The organism is Uruburuella suis, from assembly GCF_004341385.1.
Lineage (GTDB): Bacteria > Pseudomonadota > Gammaproteobacteria > Burkholderiales > Neisseriaceae > Neisseria > Neisseria suis.
In genome coordinates this window covers 140,845-160,461 of the sequence record NZ_SLXE01000001.1, presented here as the reverse complement: position 1 = coordinate 160,461, position 19,617 = coordinate 140,845, and the positions used below count along the sequence as shown (strand labels likewise).

Annotated in this window: 18 protein-coding genes; 5 read left to right on the top strand and 13 right to left on the bottom strand. The window is 53.4% G+C overall.

All coding sequences use genetic code 11. The features are described from left to right. Positions 1-63: 63 nt before the first annotated feature. The 9 genes from ispG to cmk all read right to left on the bottom strand — a co-directional run bounded on the left by ispG (position 64) and on the right by cmk (position 9,029). Positions 64-1,335: a flavodoxin-dependent (E)-4-hydroxy-3-methylbut-2-enyl-diphosphate synthase gene (ispG, locus tag EV680_RS00665; RefSeq protein WP_132952145.1), complete on the bottom strand. Its 1,272-nt coding sequence runs from the start codon at positions 1,333-1,335 to the stop codon at positions 64-66. Then, positions 1,335-2,243 carry a RodZ domain-containing protein gene (locus EV680_RS00660; RefSeq protein ID WP_132952143.1) on the bottom strand — a complete coding sequence of 303 codons (909 nt, stop codon included), beginning with the start codon at positions 2,241-2,243 and terminating at the stop codon, positions 1,335-1,337. The genes ispG and EV680_RS00660 overlap by 1 nt, the downstream gene beginning before the upstream one ends. Then, complete coding sequence (pilW, locus tag EV680_RS00655; RefSeq protein WP_424580101.1) at positions 2,243-3,004, bottom strand: type IV pilus biogenesis/stability protein PilW; 762 nt, start codon at positions 3,002-3,004, stop codon at positions 2,243-2,245. The genes EV680_RS00660 and pilW overlap by 1 nt, the downstream gene beginning before the upstream one ends. Positions 3,005-3,016: 12 nt before the next feature. After that, entirely contained in the window at positions 3,017-4,111 is a 1,095-nt protein-coding gene (rlmN, locus tag EV680_RS00650) for a dual-specificity RNA methyltransferase RlmN (protein ID WP_132952141.1), read from the bottom strand. A 166-nt stretch (positions 4,112-4,277) separates the two neighbouring features. After that, on the bottom strand, positions 4,278-4,703 hold the full coding sequence (ndk, locus tag EV680_RS00645) for a nucleoside-diphosphate kinase (RefSeq protein ID WP_132952139.1): 426 nt from the start codon (positions 4,701-4,703) through the stop codon (positions 4,278-4,280). 57 nt (positions 4,704-4,760) lie between these two features. Next, positions 4,761-5,942, bottom strand: coding sequence for a cell division protein ZapE (gene zapE, locus EV680_RS00640; RefSeq protein WP_132952137.1), 1,182 nt, complete (start codon positions 5,940-5,942; stop codon positions 4,761-4,763). A 253-nt stretch (positions 5,943-6,195) separates the two neighbouring features. Continuing rightward, positions 6,196-6,510 carry an integration host factor subunit beta gene (locus tag EV680_RS00635; protein ID WP_132952135.1) on the bottom strand — a complete coding sequence of 105 codons (315 nt, stop codon included), beginning with the start codon at positions 6,508-6,510 and terminating at the stop codon, positions 6,196-6,198. Between the two features lie 9 nt (positions 6,511-6,519). Next, the gene (gene rpsA, locus EV680_RS00630) at positions 6,520-8,205 is read right to left on the bottom strand and encodes a 30S ribosomal protein S1 (RefSeq protein WP_132952133.1); all 1,686 of its coding nucleotides are present in this window, start codon (positions 8,203-8,205) and stop codon (positions 6,520-6,522) included. 158 nt (positions 8,206-8,363) lie between these two features. Next, on the bottom strand, positions 8,364-9,029 hold the full coding sequence (gene cmk / locus EV680_RS00625; RefSeq protein WP_132952131.1) for a (d)CMP kinase: 666 nt from the start codon (positions 9,027-9,029) through the stop codon (positions 8,364-8,366). 122 nt (positions 9,030-9,151) lie between these two features. Between cmk and aroA the strand changes: the two genes are divergently transcribed. Next, the gene (aroA, locus tag EV680_RS00620) at positions 9,152-10,444 is read left to right on the top strand and encodes a 3-phosphoshikimate 1-carboxyvinyltransferase (protein WP_132952129.1); all 1,293 of its coding nucleotides are present in this window, start codon (positions 9,152-9,154) and stop codon (positions 10,442-10,444) included. A gap of 243 nt (positions 10,445-10,687) precedes the next feature. Next, on the top strand, positions 10,688-11,920 hold the full coding sequence (locus tag EV680_RS00615; RefSeq protein ID WP_132952127.1) for a uracil-xanthine permease family protein: 1,233 nt from the start codon (positions 10,688-10,690) through the stop codon (positions 11,918-11,920). A 67-nt stretch (positions 11,921-11,987) separates the two neighbouring features. Here EV680_RS00615 and trmA read toward each other — a convergent pair whose 3' ends face one another. Next, a complete protein-coding gene (gene trmA, locus EV680_RS00610) occupies positions 11,988-13,079 on the bottom strand; it encodes a tRNA (uridine(54)-C5)-methyltransferase TrmA (protein WP_132952125.1) in 1,092 nt (363 codons plus the stop codon). 251 nt (positions 13,080-13,330) lie between these two features. Between trmA and EV680_RS00605 the strand changes: the two genes are divergently transcribed. Together EV680_RS00605 and EV680_RS00600 are read left to right on the top strand one after the other, a co-directional pair. Then, the gene (locus EV680_RS00605) at positions 13,331-13,633 is read left to right on the top strand and encodes a hypothetical protein (protein WP_132952123.1); all 303 of its coding nucleotides are present in this window, start codon (positions 13,331-13,333) and stop codon (positions 13,631-13,633) included. A gap of 26 nt (positions 13,634-13,659) precedes the next feature. Continuing rightward, positions 13,660-13,971, top strand: a complete 312-nt coding sequence (locus tag EV680_RS00600; RefSeq protein WP_132952121.1) for a hypothetical protein — start codon at positions 13,660-13,662, stop codon at positions 13,969-13,971. 112 nt (positions 13,972-14,083) lie between these two features. Here the strand turns inward: EV680_RS00600 and recR are convergent, their stop codons facing one another. Then, a complete protein-coding gene (gene recR / locus EV680_RS00595; protein ID WP_132952119.1) occupies positions 14,084-14,689 on the bottom strand; it encodes a recombination mediator RecR in 606 nt (201 codons plus the stop codon). A 369-nt stretch (positions 14,690-15,058) separates the two neighbouring features. Here recR and fghA point away from each other — a divergent pair, with 369 nt between their 5' ends. After that, complete coding sequence (gene fghA / locus EV680_RS00590; protein ID WP_132952117.1) at positions 15,059-15,907, top strand: S-formylglutathione hydrolase; 849 nt, start codon at positions 15,059-15,061, stop codon at positions 15,905-15,907. A 330-nt stretch (positions 15,908-16,237) separates the two neighbouring features. Here the strand turns inward: fghA and pflA are convergent, their stop codons facing one another. After that, entirely contained in the window at positions 16,238-17,035 is a 798-nt protein-coding gene (gene pflA / locus EV680_RS00585) for a pyruvate formate lyase 1-activating protein (protein WP_132952251.1), read from the bottom strand. 163 nt (positions 17,036-17,198) lie between these two features. Beyond that, positions 17,199-19,481: a formate C-acetyltransferase gene (gene pflB / locus EV680_RS00580; protein ID WP_132952115.1), complete on the bottom strand. Its 2,283-nt coding sequence runs from the start codon at positions 19,479-19,481 to the stop codon at positions 17,199-17,201. Positions 19,482-19,617 lie beyond the last annotated feature (136 nt).

The following is a 19,617-nucleotide window of genomic DNA, read 5'->3' as shown; positions in this document are numbered from 1 at the left end:
TATCTGCAATATCAATAAAGGCCGTCTGAAAAATACCTGCCTTTTCAGACGGCCTGATTCATCTTATGACAATTTAATTGGAATCACCCGGCTTTGGCTGCGCTTGATACCGCCTTCGCCATAGTTGGTTTCCACATATTCCTGCACAATGGCCAAAAATTCTGCGGCCATATTGTCGCCTTTGAGGGTGATTTTGCGCTCACCGTCCACATACACCGGTGCCACCGGCGTTTCGCCGGTGCCGGGCAGGCTGATGCCGATGTCGGCCAGCTTGCTCTCACCCGGGCCGTTGACCACACAGCCCATCACCGCCACATTCAGGCTTTCCACGCCCGGATATTGCAAACGCCACACCGGCATTTGTTCGCGCAGATAATGCTGGATATCGCGCGCCAATTCCTGAAACACGGTGCTGGTGGTGCGGCCGCAGCCCGGACAGGCAGTTACCAGCGGGGTGAACGAGCGCAAGCCCATGGTTTGCAGAATTTCCTGCCCCACCACCACTTCTTGCGTGCGCGAGGCACCCGGCTCGGGCGTGAGCGAAATGCGGATGGTGTCGCCGATGCCCTCTTGCAAGAGCACCGAGAGCGCTGCGGTTGAAGCCACAATGCCTTTGCTGCCCATGCCGGCTTCGGTCAGCCCCAAATGCAGCGGATAGCGGCAACGTGCACCTAAATCGCGGTAAACCTGAATCAAATCCTGCACCGCGCTGACTTTGCACGACAAAATAATTTTGTTTTCCGGCAAGCCCAAATCCACGGCTTTTTGCGCCGATTCGAGCGCCGACACAATCAGCGCTTCTTTCATCACTTCATCAGGGCTTTTGGGATCGGCCGAGGCCAGATTGGCATCCATCATGCGCTTGGCCAGGCTTTGATCAAGGCTGCCCCAGTTCACGCCGATGCGCACAGCTTTGCCGTATTCGGCGGCGGTGCGTATCATATAGGCAAATTTTTCATCGCCTTTTGCACCCTTGCCGACATTGCCCGGATTGATGCGGTATTTCGACAAAGCTTGCGCACAATCGGGAAACTCGGCCAACAGGCGCTCGCCGTTGAAATGAAAATCACCAATCAGCGGCGTGTTGCAACCCATGTCGTCCAGCCGTTGGCGGATTTCGGCCACTTTGGCCGCCGCTTCCGGGCTGTTGACAGTGATGCGCACCATTTCCGAGCCGGCATCGCTCAATTCTTTCACTTGCTGCGCGGTGCCGGCCGCATCGGCGGTGTCGGTGTTGGTCATCGACTGCACCACCACAGGCGCTTCTGCGCCCACTTGCACATGGTCAATCTGCACCAGATGGGTGTGGCGTCGTGTGATTGCTTGTGTGCTCATTATTGGCCCACTTTGAATGATGCGGTTTTTTTGCCTTTGAGGATATTTTGCGCTACTGCCACTTCTTGGCCGCCGTAATTGGCGCTTGCGCCGCTGGCATAGCCAATCCATACATCATATGGCGCACCGCCACTAAAGCGGTGTTCGCTTCCGGCCGGCACAATGCGGTTGATCACGAATTGGCCGCTTTTGTCTTTAATCACCAAATTGGAGCGGTAACGCACTTTCACCACCAGCTCGTCTGCAGCCACTGCAGCAGAAGTTTCGCTGGCCGCAACCGCTGCCGGAGCAGAGGCGGCAGTCGGCGTTGCTTCTGAAGCGGCCGTGGTGCTTGCAGCCACAGCCGGTGAGGCCGGCACATCGCTGGCCATGGCCACCACGGCAATATTGCTGGCGCTTAAATTGGGCGCAGCCACATTGCCCAAGCCGATATGAGTTTCATTGTTATCCGTCTGCCGCTCATTGTCCGCTTGAGATTTGCTCTGCCAGGCATAAACGCCGCCGGCGATTGCCGCCACAGCCAACAAGCCGAAAATCCATTTCGGAAACGGTTTTTTCACCTCGGTTTGCTGATAGCTCAGGCTGGAAGATTTTTCTTCGCGTTGCACGGCATACACATTATTGCGCGCCTGCGGCATGATGCGGTCGAGGTAGGCGGCCACTTCATTTTCGTCCAAGTCTAAGAAGCGGCCATATGTGCGCAAAAAGCCGCGCACAAACACCAATTCGGGCATGTTTTCATAATTACCGCTTTCCAGCCCCTCGATTTGGCGGGCCGGCAGCTTCAATCGCTCAGCCACTTCCCCGATAGAAAAACCGCGTTTTTCGCGCGCTTCACGCAGTTTCGCCCCCAGCTCTGCAGCAGCTGAAACGGCGGTGTTGTCATTTTGTGGTGATTGTTCACTCATTACAAACGTCCTGTTGTAATCATTTGGAGTTCTTCGGAATAAGGATAATTTGCCCTTAATTGTGCTTCATATTCATAAGCCGCCTGCGTTTGGCCGAGCGAGCGCGACAAGCGCCAGCCCAACAATAAATCATCAGGTGAAAGCATGTCTATTTGGCTTTGATATTGGCGGAAATAATAATCTGCATCCTTCAAATTGCCGGCCAGCATTTTGGTGCGCGCCAGCTCTTTGAGCGCCGGAAAAAATTGCGGCGATACCGCCAATGCGCGTTCCAAATAAGCTTCCGACAAGCCGAATTGGCCGCTGCGAGCGCTGCAAATGCCTTTATTCAGATAAGCCACCTGCGGATTCGGATAAGTCGGGTCGGAAAGGGCTTTGTCGAAATAAGCAATAGCTTCGGCGGGCTTATTTTGTGTATTGCACAAAAACCAGCCGTAGTTATTGTTGATTTCCGCACTGTTGGGTGAAATTGCCAATGCTTTCAAAAAGCTTTCTTGTGCTTTATCCGGTACTTTCAGATATTGGTAAATCTGCGCCCGCACCAACCAGGCATTTTCATTTTTGCTGTTGGAGGTCAGCGCTTCATCGATGCTGTTCACCGCTTGGCGGTAATCTTGTGCGCGCATATATTCAACAGCCAATTGGGCTTTGATGTTCGATACTTGAATAGCGCGCTCGCGTGCGCTCGGCTGCGATGAACCGCCGCCGGCGCAAGCGCTCAGCGCCAATGCCAGCAAAACAGCCGGCCAAATTTTCCGCATTGCTTTCATCCGCTATCCTTGTTGTTCCACCATAATCTGCTGCCATTTTTGCTGGCGGCGGGTTTTATCCTGCACCTGCCCGGCGAGCTGGCCGCAGGCGGCATCGATATCGTCTCCGCGCGTTTTGCGCACCGTTACCACAAAGCCGGCCTGCTGCAAAATATCGCGGAACACGCGGATATTTTCATTGCTGGAGCGCTCATAACCCGAATTGGGAAACGGATTGAACGGAATCAGATTGAATTTGCACGGCACATCTCGCACCAACTCAATCAATTCACGCGCGTGTTGTGCTTTATCGTTGATGCCATCAAGCATCACATATTCAAAAGTGATGAAATCGCGCGGTGCTTTCACCAAATAGCGTTGGCAGGCGGCCATCAATGATTTGAGCGGGTATTTTTTATTGAGCGGCACAATTTCATCGCGCACGGCATCATTGGAGGCATGCAGCGACACCGCCAAGGCCACCGGCATCACGTCTTTCAAGCGATCCATTTGCGGCACCATACCCGATGTAGACACGGTCACGCGGCGGCGCGACAGGCCGTAGCCGTGATCATCGAGCATAATACTCAGCGCGGCGACCACATTATCGAAATTGGCCAGCGGCTCGCCCATGCCCATCATCACCACATTGGAAATCACCCGTTCGTTTTTCGGGGTAACGCCCATGGCTTTATTGGCCCACCACAGCTGGCCAATGATTTCGGATGTGCTCAGATTGCGGTTGAAGCCCTGGCGGCCGGTGGAGCAGAATGTGCACTCAAGCGCGCAACCCACTTGCGAAGAAATGCACAAAGTGCCGCGCTCCGCTTCGGGGATAAACACGGTTTCCACACCGTTGCCGGTGCCGACATCCAGCAGCCATTTGCGGGTGCCGTCGAGCGATTGTTGCGACACCATTAAATCGGGCACGCCGATGCGGGCCTGCTCATTGAGCTTGGCCCGCAATGATTTTGCCAAATCGGTCATGTCATCAAAACTGGATGCGCCGGATTGGTGCATCCAGCGCATCACCTGTTTGGCACGGAAAGGTTTCTCGCCCATTTCGGCAAAATGCTGCGTCAGCGCGGCGAGATCGAAATTCAATAAATTGGTTTTCATGTGTTCTGTTACAAGCGTGAAAGACGCTTAAATGAAAGCTTTGGGTATTGTACTGAAATTATGCGGCCAACACCACGCCCAGCCCAAAATAACTTTAATTTAAAAGCCCTTAAAATAAATACCCAGGCCGTCTGAAAGCTTTCAGACGGCCTGGGCAGGATTTGCATCAGCGTGCGCAGATTTCGCTTTGGCTGAAAAAGTAAGCAATTTCAATGGCGGCATTTTCCAGGCTGTCGGAGCCGTGCACGGCATTGTTTTCAATCGAATCGGCAAAATCGGCACGGATGGTGCCTGCAGCCGCTTCTTTCGGATTGGTGGCGCCCATCAGCTCGCGGTTTTTGGCCACGGCATTTTCACCTTCCAACACCTGAATCATCACTGGGCCGCTGGTCATAAAAGCCACCAAATCGCCGAAAAAGGGGCGGGCTTTGTGCACCGCGTAAAAATCTTGTGCTTCTTTGGTGCTCAGATGTTTCATTTTGGCTGCAATAATGCGCAGGCCGTTGTTTTCAAAACGGCTGTAAATTTGGCCGACAACGTCTTTGGCTACGGCATCGGGTTTGATAATCGAAATGGTGCGTTCAATCGCCATTATGGGTTTCCTTAGAATAAATATTTTAGTATCGGTTAAAATCCGCGGCGTATTCTATCAAGTTTCCGCCAGATTGGGCGATTTGTTTGCAGCTTTTTTAGCAGGCTTGGTTAAAACCAGATGCGGCAGTGCCAAGTATTCTTCCGATTGCATTTCCACCATTCGGCTCACGGTGCGCACGAATTCATTGGCAAAATCGCCTTCTACATAAATTTCTGCAGCCGCCACTTGGCTGGTGGCGCAAAATTTCACCCGAAAATCATACAGCACATCGATCAACCAAGTGAGGCGGCGGGCTTCTGCACGCTGCGACTCATCCATTTTCTCGATGCCGGACACAAACACCATTTCATAATGCTCGGCTAAATAAAGATAATCGGCTTGCGAGCGCGGCCCGAAACACAGTGCGCGAAAGTCAAACCAAATGGCTTTATCGGCCCGCGCGTTACATTGCAGCTCGCGCCCGTGAATGGTGATGGCGTGCGGATTTTTTTGCGTGCCGTGTGTCATTTGCGCAAATAAAGCGGCCAGCTTGTTTTCATTCTCTTTGCTATCGGGCACATAAAACACTTCGGCAGGCTTTAAAGTGCGCAAGCGGTAATCTTCGCCGCCATCCACATTCAGCACGGTAAGTTTTTGCTCCAGCAAAGCAATGGTGGATAAAAAGCTGCTGCGGTTTTGCCCTTGGGGATAAAGCTCGGCCGGTGCATAGTTTGATGTGGCCACCAGCACCACACCGTCTTCAAACAGGTTTTCCAGCAAACGCCCCAAAATCATCGCATCGGCAATATCGCTGACGTGGAATTCGTCAAAGCACAACACGCGGGTTTCTTTGGCGATTTCGGCTGCCACCGCTTTAAGCGGATCGGGCTCGCCTCGGAGCGCTCTCATTCGTTTGTGCACTTCAGCCATAAAGGCATGAAAGTGCACACGGCGCTTGCGCTTATAAGGCAGGCAGCCGTAAAACACATCCATCAGAAAGCTTTTGCCGCGGCCGACACCGCCGTAAAAATACAAGCCTTTGGGCAGCTGCGGCGAGCGCAGACTGCGCCCCAGAAAGCGGTTGCGCTTGCGCTTGAACATCATCAGCTCGGTCCAGAGCTTGTCAAGATATTCTATCGCTTTGGCCTGGGCGGCATCCCGGATAAAAGCCGGCTGCTCTGAAGCAGCCTGATACCAGGTGAGCGGGCTGTGGTTGGTAAAAGCAGGGGCAACAAAACGGTTTTCGTTATTCTTCATAGCAACCATTATTTTGTACAAAATAGGCGAACAGGCATTATAAAGGATTTCAGACGGCCTGAAAGGATTATCGCGGGCAGAATGCTTTTTACGGGATTTTCACAATTAAGTGCCACATTGTTTGGCAAATTCAGCTAAAAACACACTGGAAAATCGAATGTTTGCACCTTAAAACAAAGCATACCGGTTCAACAAATCAAACCTACGCGCATACAAAAGCGCCGCATTGCTGCGGCGCTTCTTTGCTTCCGGATTACTTGTCGTTTGCTGACATGGCCTGATCCACGCGTTCGCGCAATTCTTTACCCGGCTTGAAATGCGGTACATGCTTTTCAGGCACATCCACTTTTTCACCGGTTTTCGGATTGCGGCCGATGCGGGCCGGGCGATGGTTCAAGTCGAAGCTGCCGAAACCGCGGATCTCAATACGTTGGCCTTTGGCCAGCGAGCGGGTCATGGTATCTACCAAAACCTTTACGCTGTATTCAATATCTTTGGCCACCAATTGATTACCGTTTTTCTCGGCAAACACTTCTGCCAAGCGAACCATTAACTCTGACTTGGTCATGTTGACGCCTTATTCCTGGTCGCCGGACAATTTTGCTTTCAGCAAGTCGCCCAAGCTGGTGGTGCCGGCGCTGGCTGTAGCAGTAGAATTTACCGAATTGAGCGCATCGCGGCTCTCTTTGGCGTCTTTGGCTTTTACAGACAGGCGGATGCTGCGGTTTTTGCGGTCAACGGTGGCCACAACGGCTTCCACTTCATCGCCTTCTTTGAGCACATTGCGCAAGTCTTCCACGCGCTCGCTCGACCATTCGGCAGCCGGCAGGTAAGCTTCCACTTCGTCAGACAAAGCAATCACCGCGCCTTTGGCGTCGATAGATTTCACTGAGCCTTTTACCAGCGAACCTTTGTCGTTTACGCTGATGAAGTTGCCGAAGGGGTCGCCTTCGAGCTGTTTGATGCCCAAAGAAATGCGCTCTTTGTCTACATCGATGGCCAACACAACGGCTTCAACTTCTTCGCCTTTTTTGTATTTGCGCACGGCTTCTTCGCCGGATTCGGTCCAAGAAAGGTCAGACAAATGCACCAAGCCGTCGATACCGCCCGGCAGGCCTACAAACACGCCGAAGTCGGTGATGGATTTCACGGCACCTGAGAGTTTGTCGCCTTTGTTGTGGTTGGCTTCAAAATCTTCCCACGGATTGGCTTGGCATTGTTTCATGCCCAAGCTGATGCGGCGGCGGTCTTCGTCGATTTCGAGGATCATTACTTCAACTTCGTCGCCCAGCTGCACCACTTTGCTCGGGTGTACGTTTTTGTTGGTCCAATCCATTTCGGATACGTGCACCAAGCCTTCGATGCCTTGCTCGATTTCCACAAATGCGCCGTAGTCGGTCAGGTTGGATACTTTACCGAACAGACGGGTGTTTTGCGGGTAGCGACGAGCCAGGCCGTGCCACGGATCTTCGCCCAATTGTTTCATGCCCAAAGACACGCGTTGTTTTTCTTGGTCGAATTTCAGCACTTTGGCTTCAACTTCTTGGCCTACTTCCAGCACTTCGCTCGGGTGTTTCACGCGGCGCCATGCCAAATCGGTGATGTGCAACAGGCCGTCGATGCCGCCCAAATCAACAAATGCACCGTAATCGGTGATGTTTTTCACGATGCCTTTAACCACGGCACCTTCTTGCAGGTTTTCCAGCAAGGCTTTGCGCTCTTCGCCCAAAGTGGCTTCCAGCACTGCACGGCGCGACACCACCACATTGTTGCGTTTTTTGTCGAGCTTGATCACTTTGAATTCGATTTCTTTGCCTTCAAAGTGTGAAGTGTCTTTCACCGGGCGCACGTCAACCAGCGAGCCGGGCAGGAAGGCGCGGATGCTGTTGATCATCACAGTGAGGCCGCCTTTAACTTTGCCGTTGATCACGCCGGAGAGGATGTCGCCGTTTTCCATGGCTTCTTCCAAGGTGATCCAGTCGGCAGCACGCTTGGCTTTTTCGCGTGACAGCTTGGTTTCGCCAAAGCCGTTTTCCACCGATTCGATGGTTACGGTAACGAAATCGCCTACTTTAACTTCAATCTCGCCCTGAGCGTTTTTGAATTCGTTTACATCAATCAGGGATTCAGATTTCAAACCGGCGTTTACGGTAACGAAGTTGTTGTCGATTGCCACAACTTCTGCGGTAATCACTTCACCGGGGTTCATCTCCTGAAGGGTAAAGCTCTCTTCCAATAACTGGGCAAAATTTTCCATGGTCATAATATCTCTTTTCGATACACCGCCAAGGGGTGCGGGTCTGGTTGGAATACGCTTGGCTGCCCTTGGCGCAACAAGCGGGTGCTGCAAAATATTTTTCAGACGGCCTTTTAGGTTAACAAGGCCGTCTGAAAGCTTAAACGTGGATTATACAGCAGATTTTATTTTTTGCGATACCAATCAAGCACTTTTTTTACGGTTTCTTCAATGCCCATGGCTGATGTGTCCAACAGCTCGGCATCGGGCAGCTGCACCAGCGGCGCAACGGCGCGGCGGCTGTCAACCTCATCGCGCGCTTCGATATCGGCAAGAATGCGCTCAAAGGCCACGCCTTCGCAAGGCAAGCCCAATTGTTTTGCACGCCGCTCGGCACGCACTTGCGCGCTGGCGGTGAGAAAGATTTTCAGCAGCGCATTCGGAAAAATCACCGAGCCCATATCGCGCCCGTCGCCCACCAAGCCTTTTTCGGTGAGGAAATCGCGTTGGCGTTGCAGCAAAGCCGCGCGCACGGCCGGCAATTGCGCCACGGTTGATGCGCCCATGCCGATGGCTTCGGTGCGGATGGCCTCGCTGACATCTTCGCCGGCCAAAAAAGTTTTTCCGCTCTCGAAAACCGCAGGCAAGGCTTGCGCCAGCGCGGCCACGCCGGCTTCATCGTCCCATTCCACGCCCTGCTTTTCCGCATAAAGCGCCGTGAGCCGGTAGAGTGCGCCCGAATCGAGATAATCAAAGCCCAATGCGGCGGCCACGCGTGAGGCAATGGTGCCTTTGCCGGATGCACTGGGGCCGTCGATGGCGATAACTTTTTGTGTTTGCTTGGATTCCATATTTTCTTTATCCGTGGGTGAGCGCCCGGTTTTTCTCGTGATGGCGGTTTGTAAACAATTTATCTATAATAACAAACCTGAGCTGTTTTCTCCACTTCTCCCATTCAACGAAACCTGCCGACATGACTGAATCTATCCGCCTGAGCGCCGCTGCCCTCAAACCTTCTGTTGTTGCCCTGCCCGGCTCGAAAAGCATCAGCAACCGCACGCTTTTGCTGGCGGCTTTATCTGACAATGCGTGCGAAATTCGCTCGCTGCTTTCATCTGACGACACCGCGCGCATGCTCGAAGCGCTTACTTCGCTGGGCGTGAAGCTGGAGCCCTTAGCGCCCGGCCGCATTAAAGTGCATGGCTGTGGCGGCCGTTTTCCCGAGCGCCGCGCCGATTTATTTCTCGGCAACGCCGGCACCGCTTTCCGCCCGCTCACAGCAGCGCTGGCGGTGCTCGGCGGCGATTACCGGCTGCACGGCGTGCCGCGCATGCACGAGCGCCCGATTGGCGACTTGGTGGATGCGCTGCACATTGCAGGCGCCGATGTGCAATATTTGGGCAAAGAAGGCTATCCGCCGCTGCAAATCAACGGGCGCAGCGATAAGGGTGCGCGCGTGATTCCGATTAAAGGCAATGTGTCGAGCCAGTTTCTCACCGCTTTGCTGATGGCCTTGCCGCTCACTGGTGAAGCTTTTGAAATCCGCATGGTGGGTGAATTGATTTCCAAGCCTTATATCGACATCACTTTGAAATTGATGGCGCAATTCGGTGTGCAGGTGGAAAACGAAAATTATCAAATATTCAGGCTGCCGGCCGGTGCGCACTACCATGCCCCCGAAGTGCTGCATGTGGAAGGCGATGCTTCGAGCGCCTCTTATTTTCTTGCCGCCGGCCTGCTCTCGGGTGCGCCCATCCGCGTAACCGGCATCGGCCGCCACAGTATTCAGGGTGATGTGGCCTTTGCACACGAATTGGAAAAAATCGGCGCGAACGTGATGTGGGGCGATGATTTTATCGAAGTGTCGCGTGAGGCGGGGCAAGCGGTGCGCCCGTTTGACCTAGACGCCAACCACATTCCCGATGCGGCAATGACGCTGGCGGTGGTGGCGCTGGCCACAGGCGCGCCCTGCTCTTTGCGCAATATCGGCTCTTGGCGCGTGAAAGAAACCGACCGCATTGCCGCGATGGCGGCAGAATTGCGCAAAGTGGGCGCTACGGTGGTGGAAGCGCCGGAAGCCATCCACATCACACCACCTGCCGTGCTCACGCCCGATGCGGTAATCGACACTTACGACGACCACCGCATGGCCATGTGTTTCTCGCTGGTTTCACTCTTGGGTGTGCCGGTGATCATCAACGACCCCAAATGCACACACAAAACCTTCCCCACTTATTTTGACGTGTTTGCCGACTTGCGCGCTTGAATGGGTTGCGCGGGCCATTGAGTGACCAATATACGAGAGGCCGTCTGAAAACGTTCAGACGGCCTTTGATTCATGTTTTTAATTCAATATTAAGCGCCTTTACCATGCCTTTGTATTACTTCGTGTCGAGCGGCAAGTGAGTTAAGCAGGCCGTCTGAAGCATGCGCTCAAGCATTTCACACAAACTTGGCTTGGAGCGTTATAATCCGCACCGTTTATTAAAATTTCTTAACGGTTATTCACATGCAACAACTCAAATTAGCCATTTCCGGCGCACAAATTCTGTTTGTCGCCTTTGGCGCGATGGTGCTGGTGCCGCTGCTCACCGGCCTGAATCCGGCCATGGCGCTTTTGGGCGCGGGCATCGGCACTTTGCTTTTCCAATTGGTAACCAAGCGCAAAGTGCCGATTTTTTTGGGCTCTTCGTTTGCCTTTATCGCACCGATTATTTATTCGATTGCCGAATGGGGGCTGCCCTCGACCATGTTCGGCCTTTTTGCGGCCGGTTTTATGTATTTTGTGTTTGCGCTGCTGATCAAATGGCGCGGGCTGGCGGCGGTAAACCGGCTGCTGCCGCCGGTGGTGATAGGCCCCGTGATTATGGTGATCGGCTTGTCGGTGGCGATGGTGGCCAGCCAGATGGCCATGGGCCAGGCCGGCGGCGTGCAAGTGGTGGACTATAGCCAGGCGCTGCTGCTTTCGGGCTTTACTTTTATCGTTACCGTGATGGTGGCGGTGTTTGGCAGCAAGATGATGCGGCTGGTACCGATTTTAATCGGCGTGGCGGCGGGCTACACGGCGGCTTTGTTTATGGGCTTGGTCGACATCACGCCGATTCTGAATGCGCCGTGGTTTGCGGTGCCGCATTTTGAAATCCCGCAAGTCAACTGGCATGCGGCGCTCTTTATGCTGCCGGTGGCGATTGCGCCGGCCATCGAGCACATCGGCGGCGTGATGGCCATCGGCAAGGTGACCGGCAAAGATTATGCCAAAGACCCTGGGCTCGATAAAACGCTCGCCGGCGACGGCATCGGCGTGTGCGTGGCCGGCCTCATCGGCGGCCCGCCCGTAACCACTTACGGCGAAGTGACCGGCGCAGTGATGCTGACCAAAAACAGCAACCCGAAAATCATGACATGGGCGGCCGTTTTCGCGATTTGCATGGCTTTTTTCGGCAAATTCAATGCTTTTTTGGCTTCGATTCCGCTGCCGGTGATGGGCGGCGTGATGATTCTGCTTTTCGGCACCATCGCTTCGCTGGGCTTGAAAACCGTGATTGATGCCAAAGTGGATTTGATGCAGCCGAAAAACCTGGTGATTGTGAGCGCCGTGCTCACCACCGGCGTGGGCGGCATGGTAATCAAATTCGGCAGCATGAGCTTTGCCGGCGTGGGCTTGTGCGCGATTTTGGCGATTGTGCTCAATATGGTGCTGCCCAAAGAAGCGCCCAATAAAATATTGAATGAAGAAGTGTGATATCGAAATCAAACAGGCCGTCTGAAAACATATTGTTTCAGACGGCCTGTTTGATTTATCTGTTTGTTTATCGGCGCTTTTTCAGCAACACGCCGCTTTCGATATGGTGGGTAAACGGAAATTGGTCAAACAAAGCCGTGCGCACGATGTCGTGGCTTTGCACCAAGATATCCAGATTGGCGCGCAAGGTTTCGGGGTTGCACGAAATATAGATCACATGCTCAAACTGCGCCACCAATTTTAAAGTTGCCTCATCAATGCCGGCGCGCGGCGGGTCGACAAAAATGGTGGAAAAATCATAATCCGCCAGCGCAATGCCCTGCTCCTGCAAGCGACGGAATTCGCGCCCGCCCAGATAAGCTTCGGTGAATTCTTCGGCAGACAAACGCGCGATTTGCACATTATGGCTTTGATTGGCTTCAATATTCCACAAAGCCGCGTTCACGGAAGTTTTCGACACTTCCGTGGCCAACACGCGCCGGAATTTGCGCGCCAGCGGCAAGGTGAAATTGCCGTTGCCGCAATAAAGCTCGAGCATGTCGCCGCCCAAACCTTCGGCGCAGGCGCAGGCCCAGGCCAGCATTTTTTCGCACACTTCGGCATTGGGCTGGGTGAAGCTGCCCTCGATTTGGCGGTAGCAAAAAGTTTCGCCGCCCACATTGAGCTTTTCGGTAACGAAATCTTGCGCCAACACCACTTTCTGGCCGCGGCTGCGCCCGATAATCCACACGCCCAATTGCGCCTGCAATGCTTCGGCGGCGGCGCGCCATTCGTCATCCAACTTTTTGTGGTAAATCATCGTCACCAACATCTCGCCGCTTAAAGTGGCCAGAAATTCCACCGCATACCAGCGGGTTTTCAGCACCGGCGCTTTATCGGCCGCAGCCAGCATGCGCGGCATCAAATCATTGATGGCCGCGCAAGCCGGGGCAAACTGATCGCAGCGGATTAGCGAGCCGCCGCCGGCTTTTTGCCCGCGTGTAAACATAGCGTAAAACATTTCCTCGCCCTCGTGCCACACGCGAAATTCAGCCCGCATGCGGTAGTGTTGCTCGGGCGATTCGAAAAGCGCCCATTCGGGCGTGGCAAGGCCGGCAAATAAAGTTTTAATATATTGCTTTTTTTCAATAAGTTGCTGTGTGTAAGCGGTGGCGGGCATTGTGTTTTCCGTATGTTTTACCGGCCGTAATTATACGCCAATATCGGCAGGCCGTCTGAAACGCATTCAGACGGCCTGCCGAGATGGCGGTTTTATTTAAATCAGGTTAAATATTTGACTTAAATCGGCTAGCGAATATCATATTCTTACAACAATAAATCAACCGAACACACAAATCGGCGTTTTCCTGTGTAGGCAGGCCTGCTTGCCGGCACAATTTTCTCAGCCTTGACCTTAATGAAGGAGTCATCATGCAAACCAACGTTGTTTTATTGTCTTTTGAAGAAAGCAGCAAAGCCTATCAAGCCTTGAGCGAACTGAAACAAGCTGCCGTGCAAGGCAAAATCGGCCTCAACACCGCCGCTGTGGTAGAGCGCAATCTTGATGGCTCACTGAAATTCGGCGACGGTGCCAGCGATGGCGCGGCCGGCGATGCGGCACTGGCCGGCACCGCCATCGGCGCATTGGTGGGCGTGTTGGGCGGCCCCTTGGGTGTGCTGATGCTGGGCGCTACCGGCGGCTTTTTGGGCTCGCTCTGTCGATCGACACCGTAGAAACCCGCACCAGCCTGCTGGAGCAAATGTCGCACGCCATTCCGCTAGGCGCGGTTGCTGTGTTGGCCGAAGTGGAAGAAAGCGATAACGCTGCCGTGGATGCTATTGTGCAAGGCTTGGGCAACGGCCTGCTGCTGCGCCGCCCGGTTGAGGCGTTGCTGGTTGAAATCGCTGCTGCGGAAGAAGCGCAAGAAGCCGCCGCCAAAGAAGCCCGCAAAGTATTGCGTGAAAAACAAAAAGCCGAATGGAAAGATAAGTTCGACAATTGGAAAGAAGAAGTGGGCGATAAGGTCACCAATCTGAAAAACGATATCAAAGCGCGTTTTGAAAAGAAATAAGCGGTTGATATAATCTCAAACAGGCCGTCTGAAAGTTTTCAGACGGCCTGTTGGTTTATTTGGGTTTATTTGGGTTTATTTGGGTTTATTTGGGTTTATTTGGGTTGATTGATTATTCTTTCAGCAAACGGCGCTCATGCACGGCTTGCGCCAGTGTGCCCGCATCCACATATTCCAGCTCACCGCCCAAAGGCATGCCGCGCGCCAAGCGGCTGATTTTATACGGCAGATTTTTCAATAATTCCGACAACACATAAGCAGTGGCATCGCCCTCGGCGGTGAAATTGGTGGCGATAATGATTTCTTCTACCTCGCTGCCTTGCAGGCGCGCCACCAATTGCTCGAGCGCAATGTGGCTCAAATCCATGCCTTGCGCCGGGCTCACCTGCCCCATCAGCACAAAATAAAGGCCGTCGTGGCAATGCGCCGCTTCTATACCGGCCACATCGGCGGGCATATGCACAATCATCAGCCGGCTGCCGTCGCGATCGGCATCGGCACAAATTTCACACAGGCTGTTTTCGCAAAAAGTGTTGCAGCGGCTGCAATGATGCACCTGGCTCAAGGCTTGTTGCAGCGCGGCCACGAGCTCGGCCGCGCCCTCGCGGTTGTGTTGCAGCAATTGATAAGCCATGCGCTGCGCCGATTTGGGGCCGACATTGGGCAGCACTTTCAAAGCATTGATCAGGCGGGTAAACGCATCGGTTTTTTTAGGCATGGGTTTCAGACGGCCTGTGGGCAAAAGCTTGATTATACGCTTTATGTCCATTCAAAAAAATAAGCTTGCAAGAGGCTGTTCATCATTCATCTCGTGGCAATCTTTTGGCTCAAAATCTTGTCACGAGATGAATGGTGAACAGACCCTAGGCAATGCCGTCTGTATGCCGTCTGAAAAAGAGGTTTCAGGGTTTCAGACGGCATCTGTGTGTCATGCGTAAGATGATGCTTCGTTTTAACAAAGCCAATCGCAGCTGCGCTTGCTGATCAAGCGGCCATTATCCGCCACTTGCCGCCCGTTTTCTGCACCGGTTTTATTTTCAGCGGCTTTTCGGTTATATTGGAGCGCTCAACCGATCTGGAGAACATCATGCCCGCCCCCACGCTTATCAGCCGCCATAAAATGTTTAACGGCCATCAAGAACGCTACACCCACCACTCGGAAAGCTGTGCCTGCGAAATGACGTTTGCCGTGTATTTGCCGCCGCAGGCGCTGCAAGGCTATCGCGTGCCGGCGCTTTATTGGCTCTCGGGCCTAACCTGCACCGATGAAAATTTCACCACCAAAGCCGGTGCGCAGCGTTTTGCGGCGCAATGGGGTGTGGCGTTGATCATGCCCGACACTTCTCCGCGCGGCGATGATGTGGCCGATGCGCCGCAATACGATTTAGGCCGGGGTGCGGGCTTTTATGTGAATGCCACGCAAGCGCCGTGGGCGGCACATTATCAGATGTATGACTATATTGTGCACGAATTGCCGGCCTTGATTGAGGCGCATTTTCCGGTGGATGAGCGCCGCAGCATTTTCGGCCACAGCATGGGCGGCCACGGCGCTTTGCAGATTGCGCTGAAAAACCCGGGCCGTTATGCGGCGGTGTCGGCGTTTGCACCCATCGTCAACCCGGCCGACACACCTTGGGGGCAGCAAGCTTTTGCTGCTTATTTGGGCAGCGACAAACAGGCCTGGCTGCCCTACGACAGCACCGCCCTGCTCGCCAATGCCGCAAAGCAGCCGGCCTTGCCGATTTTAATAGACCAAGGCGATGCAGACACTTTTTACCCCGCGCAATTACAACCCGAAAAATTTGTGGCCGCCGCCAAGCAACACGGTTTGAATGTTCAATTCAATATGCGCCCGGGCTACGACCACAGCTATTATTTTATCGCCAGCTTTATCGACAGCCATATTGAGTTTCATGCCGATGCCTTGGGCTTGTGAAAACGGCCGCGCGAAAGCACCATATCGGCGGGCTTGAGCTATTTGCAAAACGCCCGTTCTGTCGCTCCTGCGCAGGCAGGAGCCTAGTCTGAAGCACAGCCTCAGTTGCGGGATAGGCAATCATCACCAGATCTTGAATAAGTAAATATTTGATTGTATTAAATATTATATGGAGAATGGATTATTTTCAGAAATATGCGAGGCAGGCAAAGCGTTGCTTTGCACTGGGCACCTGCCATCGCAGATGCGACAGATATTCGGTTTTGCAAAGATTTCAGGCCGTCTGAAAGCAAGTTTCAGACGGCCTTTTTATTGATGGCGCTACCGATATCAATAAATGATGTTTTTGCCGTAGCCTTCCAAAATTTCTTTGATGTGCAACACGGTTTCTTTCGGCGGCGGGCGCACGCCGGTGAGCTTGTATGCATCGCCGCACAATTCCCATTTGTGTGCGCCTAATTCGTGATACGGCAAAAGCTCGACCGTGTCGATGTTTTCCATATCGCCGATGAATTCGCCGAGCAAATGGGCGGAGCGATCGTCATCGGTGTAGCCCGGCACAATCACATAGCGCACGCGCGCGGCCTGATTGCGCTCGGCCAGATAGCGGGCGAATTTGAGGGTTTTGGTGTTGGGGATGCCCACCAGCGCTTTGTGGATTTCGGGATCAACCTGCTTCAAATCAAGCATCACCAAATCGGTGTGATCGAGCAAATCATCGAGAATGTGATCATAGTGCAGCGCATAGCCGTTGGTGTCGAGGCAGGTGTGGATATCGTTGGCTTTGCAGGCTGTAAACCAATCGCGGATAAATTCGTATTGCAGCAAAGGCTCGCCGCCGGTAGCGGTTACGCCGCCGCCGGTGGCGCGCAGATAATGGCGGTAGGAAATCACCTGCTTCATCACTTCGTCAACACTCAATTCTTGCGCTTTGTCGGTGCGCATGTCCCAAGTGTCGCGGTTATGGCAATAAAGGCAGCGCATCAGGCAGCCTTGCATAAACAGCACAAAGCGCAGGCCGGGGCCGTCGACCGTGCCGCAGCTCTCGATGGAGTGCACAATGCCTTTGCCGTGGTAATGACGGTGGCCGTCTGAAGAAGCGGCCGGATGTATGGTGTGTGTTTGCATGGTGTGCGCAACTTGGATAATGGTGTTCAGACGGCCTTTATTATACACCTGATGTATCTTGGTATATGCCGTCTGAAAAAGTTAATCGGATGCTTTTTGCCAAACGCTAAAACGCGCCGGAATCGCTTCCGGCGCGTTGGCTTGTGCCGCTTTGGCTGCCGGATTACATGCTGGCAGTGAAGGTGCGGGTAATCACGTCTTGCTGCTGCTCTTTGGTGAGCGAGTTAAAGCGCACTGCATAGCCGGACACGCGGATGGTCAGCTGCGGGTAAAGCTCGGGATCGTTCATCGCTTCAATCAGCATTTCGCGGTTGAGCACGTTTACGTTCAGATGTTGGCCGCCTTCCACGCCGCTTTCGTGGTGGAAATAACCATCCATCAAGCCGGCGAGGTTTTTCTCGCGTGAGCCTTCATCTTTGCCCAAAGCGCCCGGCACGATGGAGAAGGTGTAGGAGATGCCGTCTTTGGCAAACTCAAACGGCAGTTTGGCCACAGAGCTCAAAGAGGCTACAGCACCGTTTACATCGCGGCCGTGCATCGGGTTGGCACCCGGGCCGAATGGTGCGCCTGCGCGGCGGCCGTCGGGCGTGTTGCCGGTTTTTTTGCCGTAAACCACGTTAGAGGTGATGGTGAGTACCGATTGTGTCGGGATGGCATCACGATACATTTTGTGCGAAGCCACTTTTTTCATAAAGCGCTCTACCAAATCGCAGGCAATGCTGTCTACACGGTCATCGTTGTTGCCGAATTGCGGGTAGTCGCCTTCGATTTCGAAATCTACGGCAATGTTGTTTTCATCGCGCACCGGGCGCACTTTGGCGTATTTGATGGCGGACAGTGAGTCGGCAGCCACCGACAAGCCGGCAATACCGCAAGCCATGGTGCGTTTGATGTCGCGGTCGTGCAAGGCCATCAGCGCGGCTTCGTATGAATATTTATCGTGCATGTAATGAATCACATTAAGCGCGGTCACATATTGGGTGGCCAGCCAATCCATGAAGTTATCCATGCGATCCAACACGGTGTCGTAATCGAGCACTTCGTCCAGAATTTTCTCGGTTTTCGGGCCTACCTGCTCTTTGGTTTTTTCATCAATACCGCCGTTGATGGCGTAGAGCATGGTTTTGGCCAAGTTGGCGCGGGCGCCGAAAAACTGCATTTGTTTGCCAACCACCATCGGGCTCACGCAGCAGGCAATGGCATAATCATCGCTGTTGAAATCCGGGCGCATCAAATCGTCGTTTTCATACTGGATAGATGAAGTGTCGATGGATACTTTGGCGCAGAAGTGTTTGAAACCTTCCGGCAGTTGCTCAGACCACAACACAGTGATGTTCGGCTCGGGAGACGGACCCATGTTGTAAAGCGTGTGCAGGAAGCGGAAGCTGTTTTTAGTTACCAGCGTGCGGCCGTCCAAGCCCATGCCGCCGATAGATTCGGTGGCCCAAATCGGGTCGCCGGAAAAGAGTTCATCATATTCCGGTGTGCGCAGGAAGCGCACCATGCGCAGTTTCATCACCAAATGGTCGATCAGCTCTTGCGCTTCGCTCTCGGTAATCAGGCCGGCTTTGAGGTCGCGCTCGATGAAAATATCGAGGAAAGTCGCCACACGGCCAAACGACATGGCGGCACCGTTTTGCGATTTCACCGCTGCCAAATAAGCGAAATAAGTCCATTGCACCGCTTCGCGGGCATTGGTGGCCGGGCGGGAAATGTCAAAACCATAGCGGGCAGCCATTTCTTTCATTTGACCCAGCGCTTTGTGTTGGTCGTTGATTTCTTCGCGGCGGCGGATGGTTTCTTCCAAATCTTTGCCGTTTTCCAAATCAGCTTGCAATGAATTGAATTGCGCCACTTTGTCGGCCATCAACGCATCAATACCGTAAAGTGCTACGCGGCGGTAGTCGCCGATGATGCGGCCGCGGCCATAAGCATCGGGCAGGCCGGTGAGCACGCCGGACTTGCGACAGCGGCGGATATCGGGGGTGTAAACGTCAAACACGCCTTGGTTATGGGTTTTGCGGTATTCGGTGAAGGCTTTTTGCACTTCGGGATTCAGCGGGCTTTCGTAGATTTTGCAGGAATCCATCACCATTTTCAGGCCGCCGTAAGGCATAATGGCGCGTTTGAGCGGCTCATCGGTTTGCAGGCCGACGATGGTTTCCAAATCTTTATCGATATAGCCGGCGGCGTGGGTGTTGATGCCGGCCACGATTTGCGAGTCGATTTTGTAGGGCGCGTGGGTGCGGTTTTCCACTTTGATGCCTTCCATCACATCGTCCCACAATTTAACGGTGGCTTCAGTGGCCGGTGCCAAAAAGTCGGCAGCGCCTTCATAAGGCGTGTAGTTTTTTTGGATGAAATCACGAACATTGATATTGTTCTCCCAATCGCCTGATTGGAAGCCTGCCCATGCTGCGGGGCGCTCTTGTGCGGTGGTTGCCATGATAAACTCCTGTTTTGGTTAGCTTAAAACAAATATACGAGAAAATTTATACGAATAGGATAGCACTAATTGCGACTGCCCTGTAGGCGTTTACAAGAAATAAAATTACTAATTTGACTTAAGTCATGAAACAAAA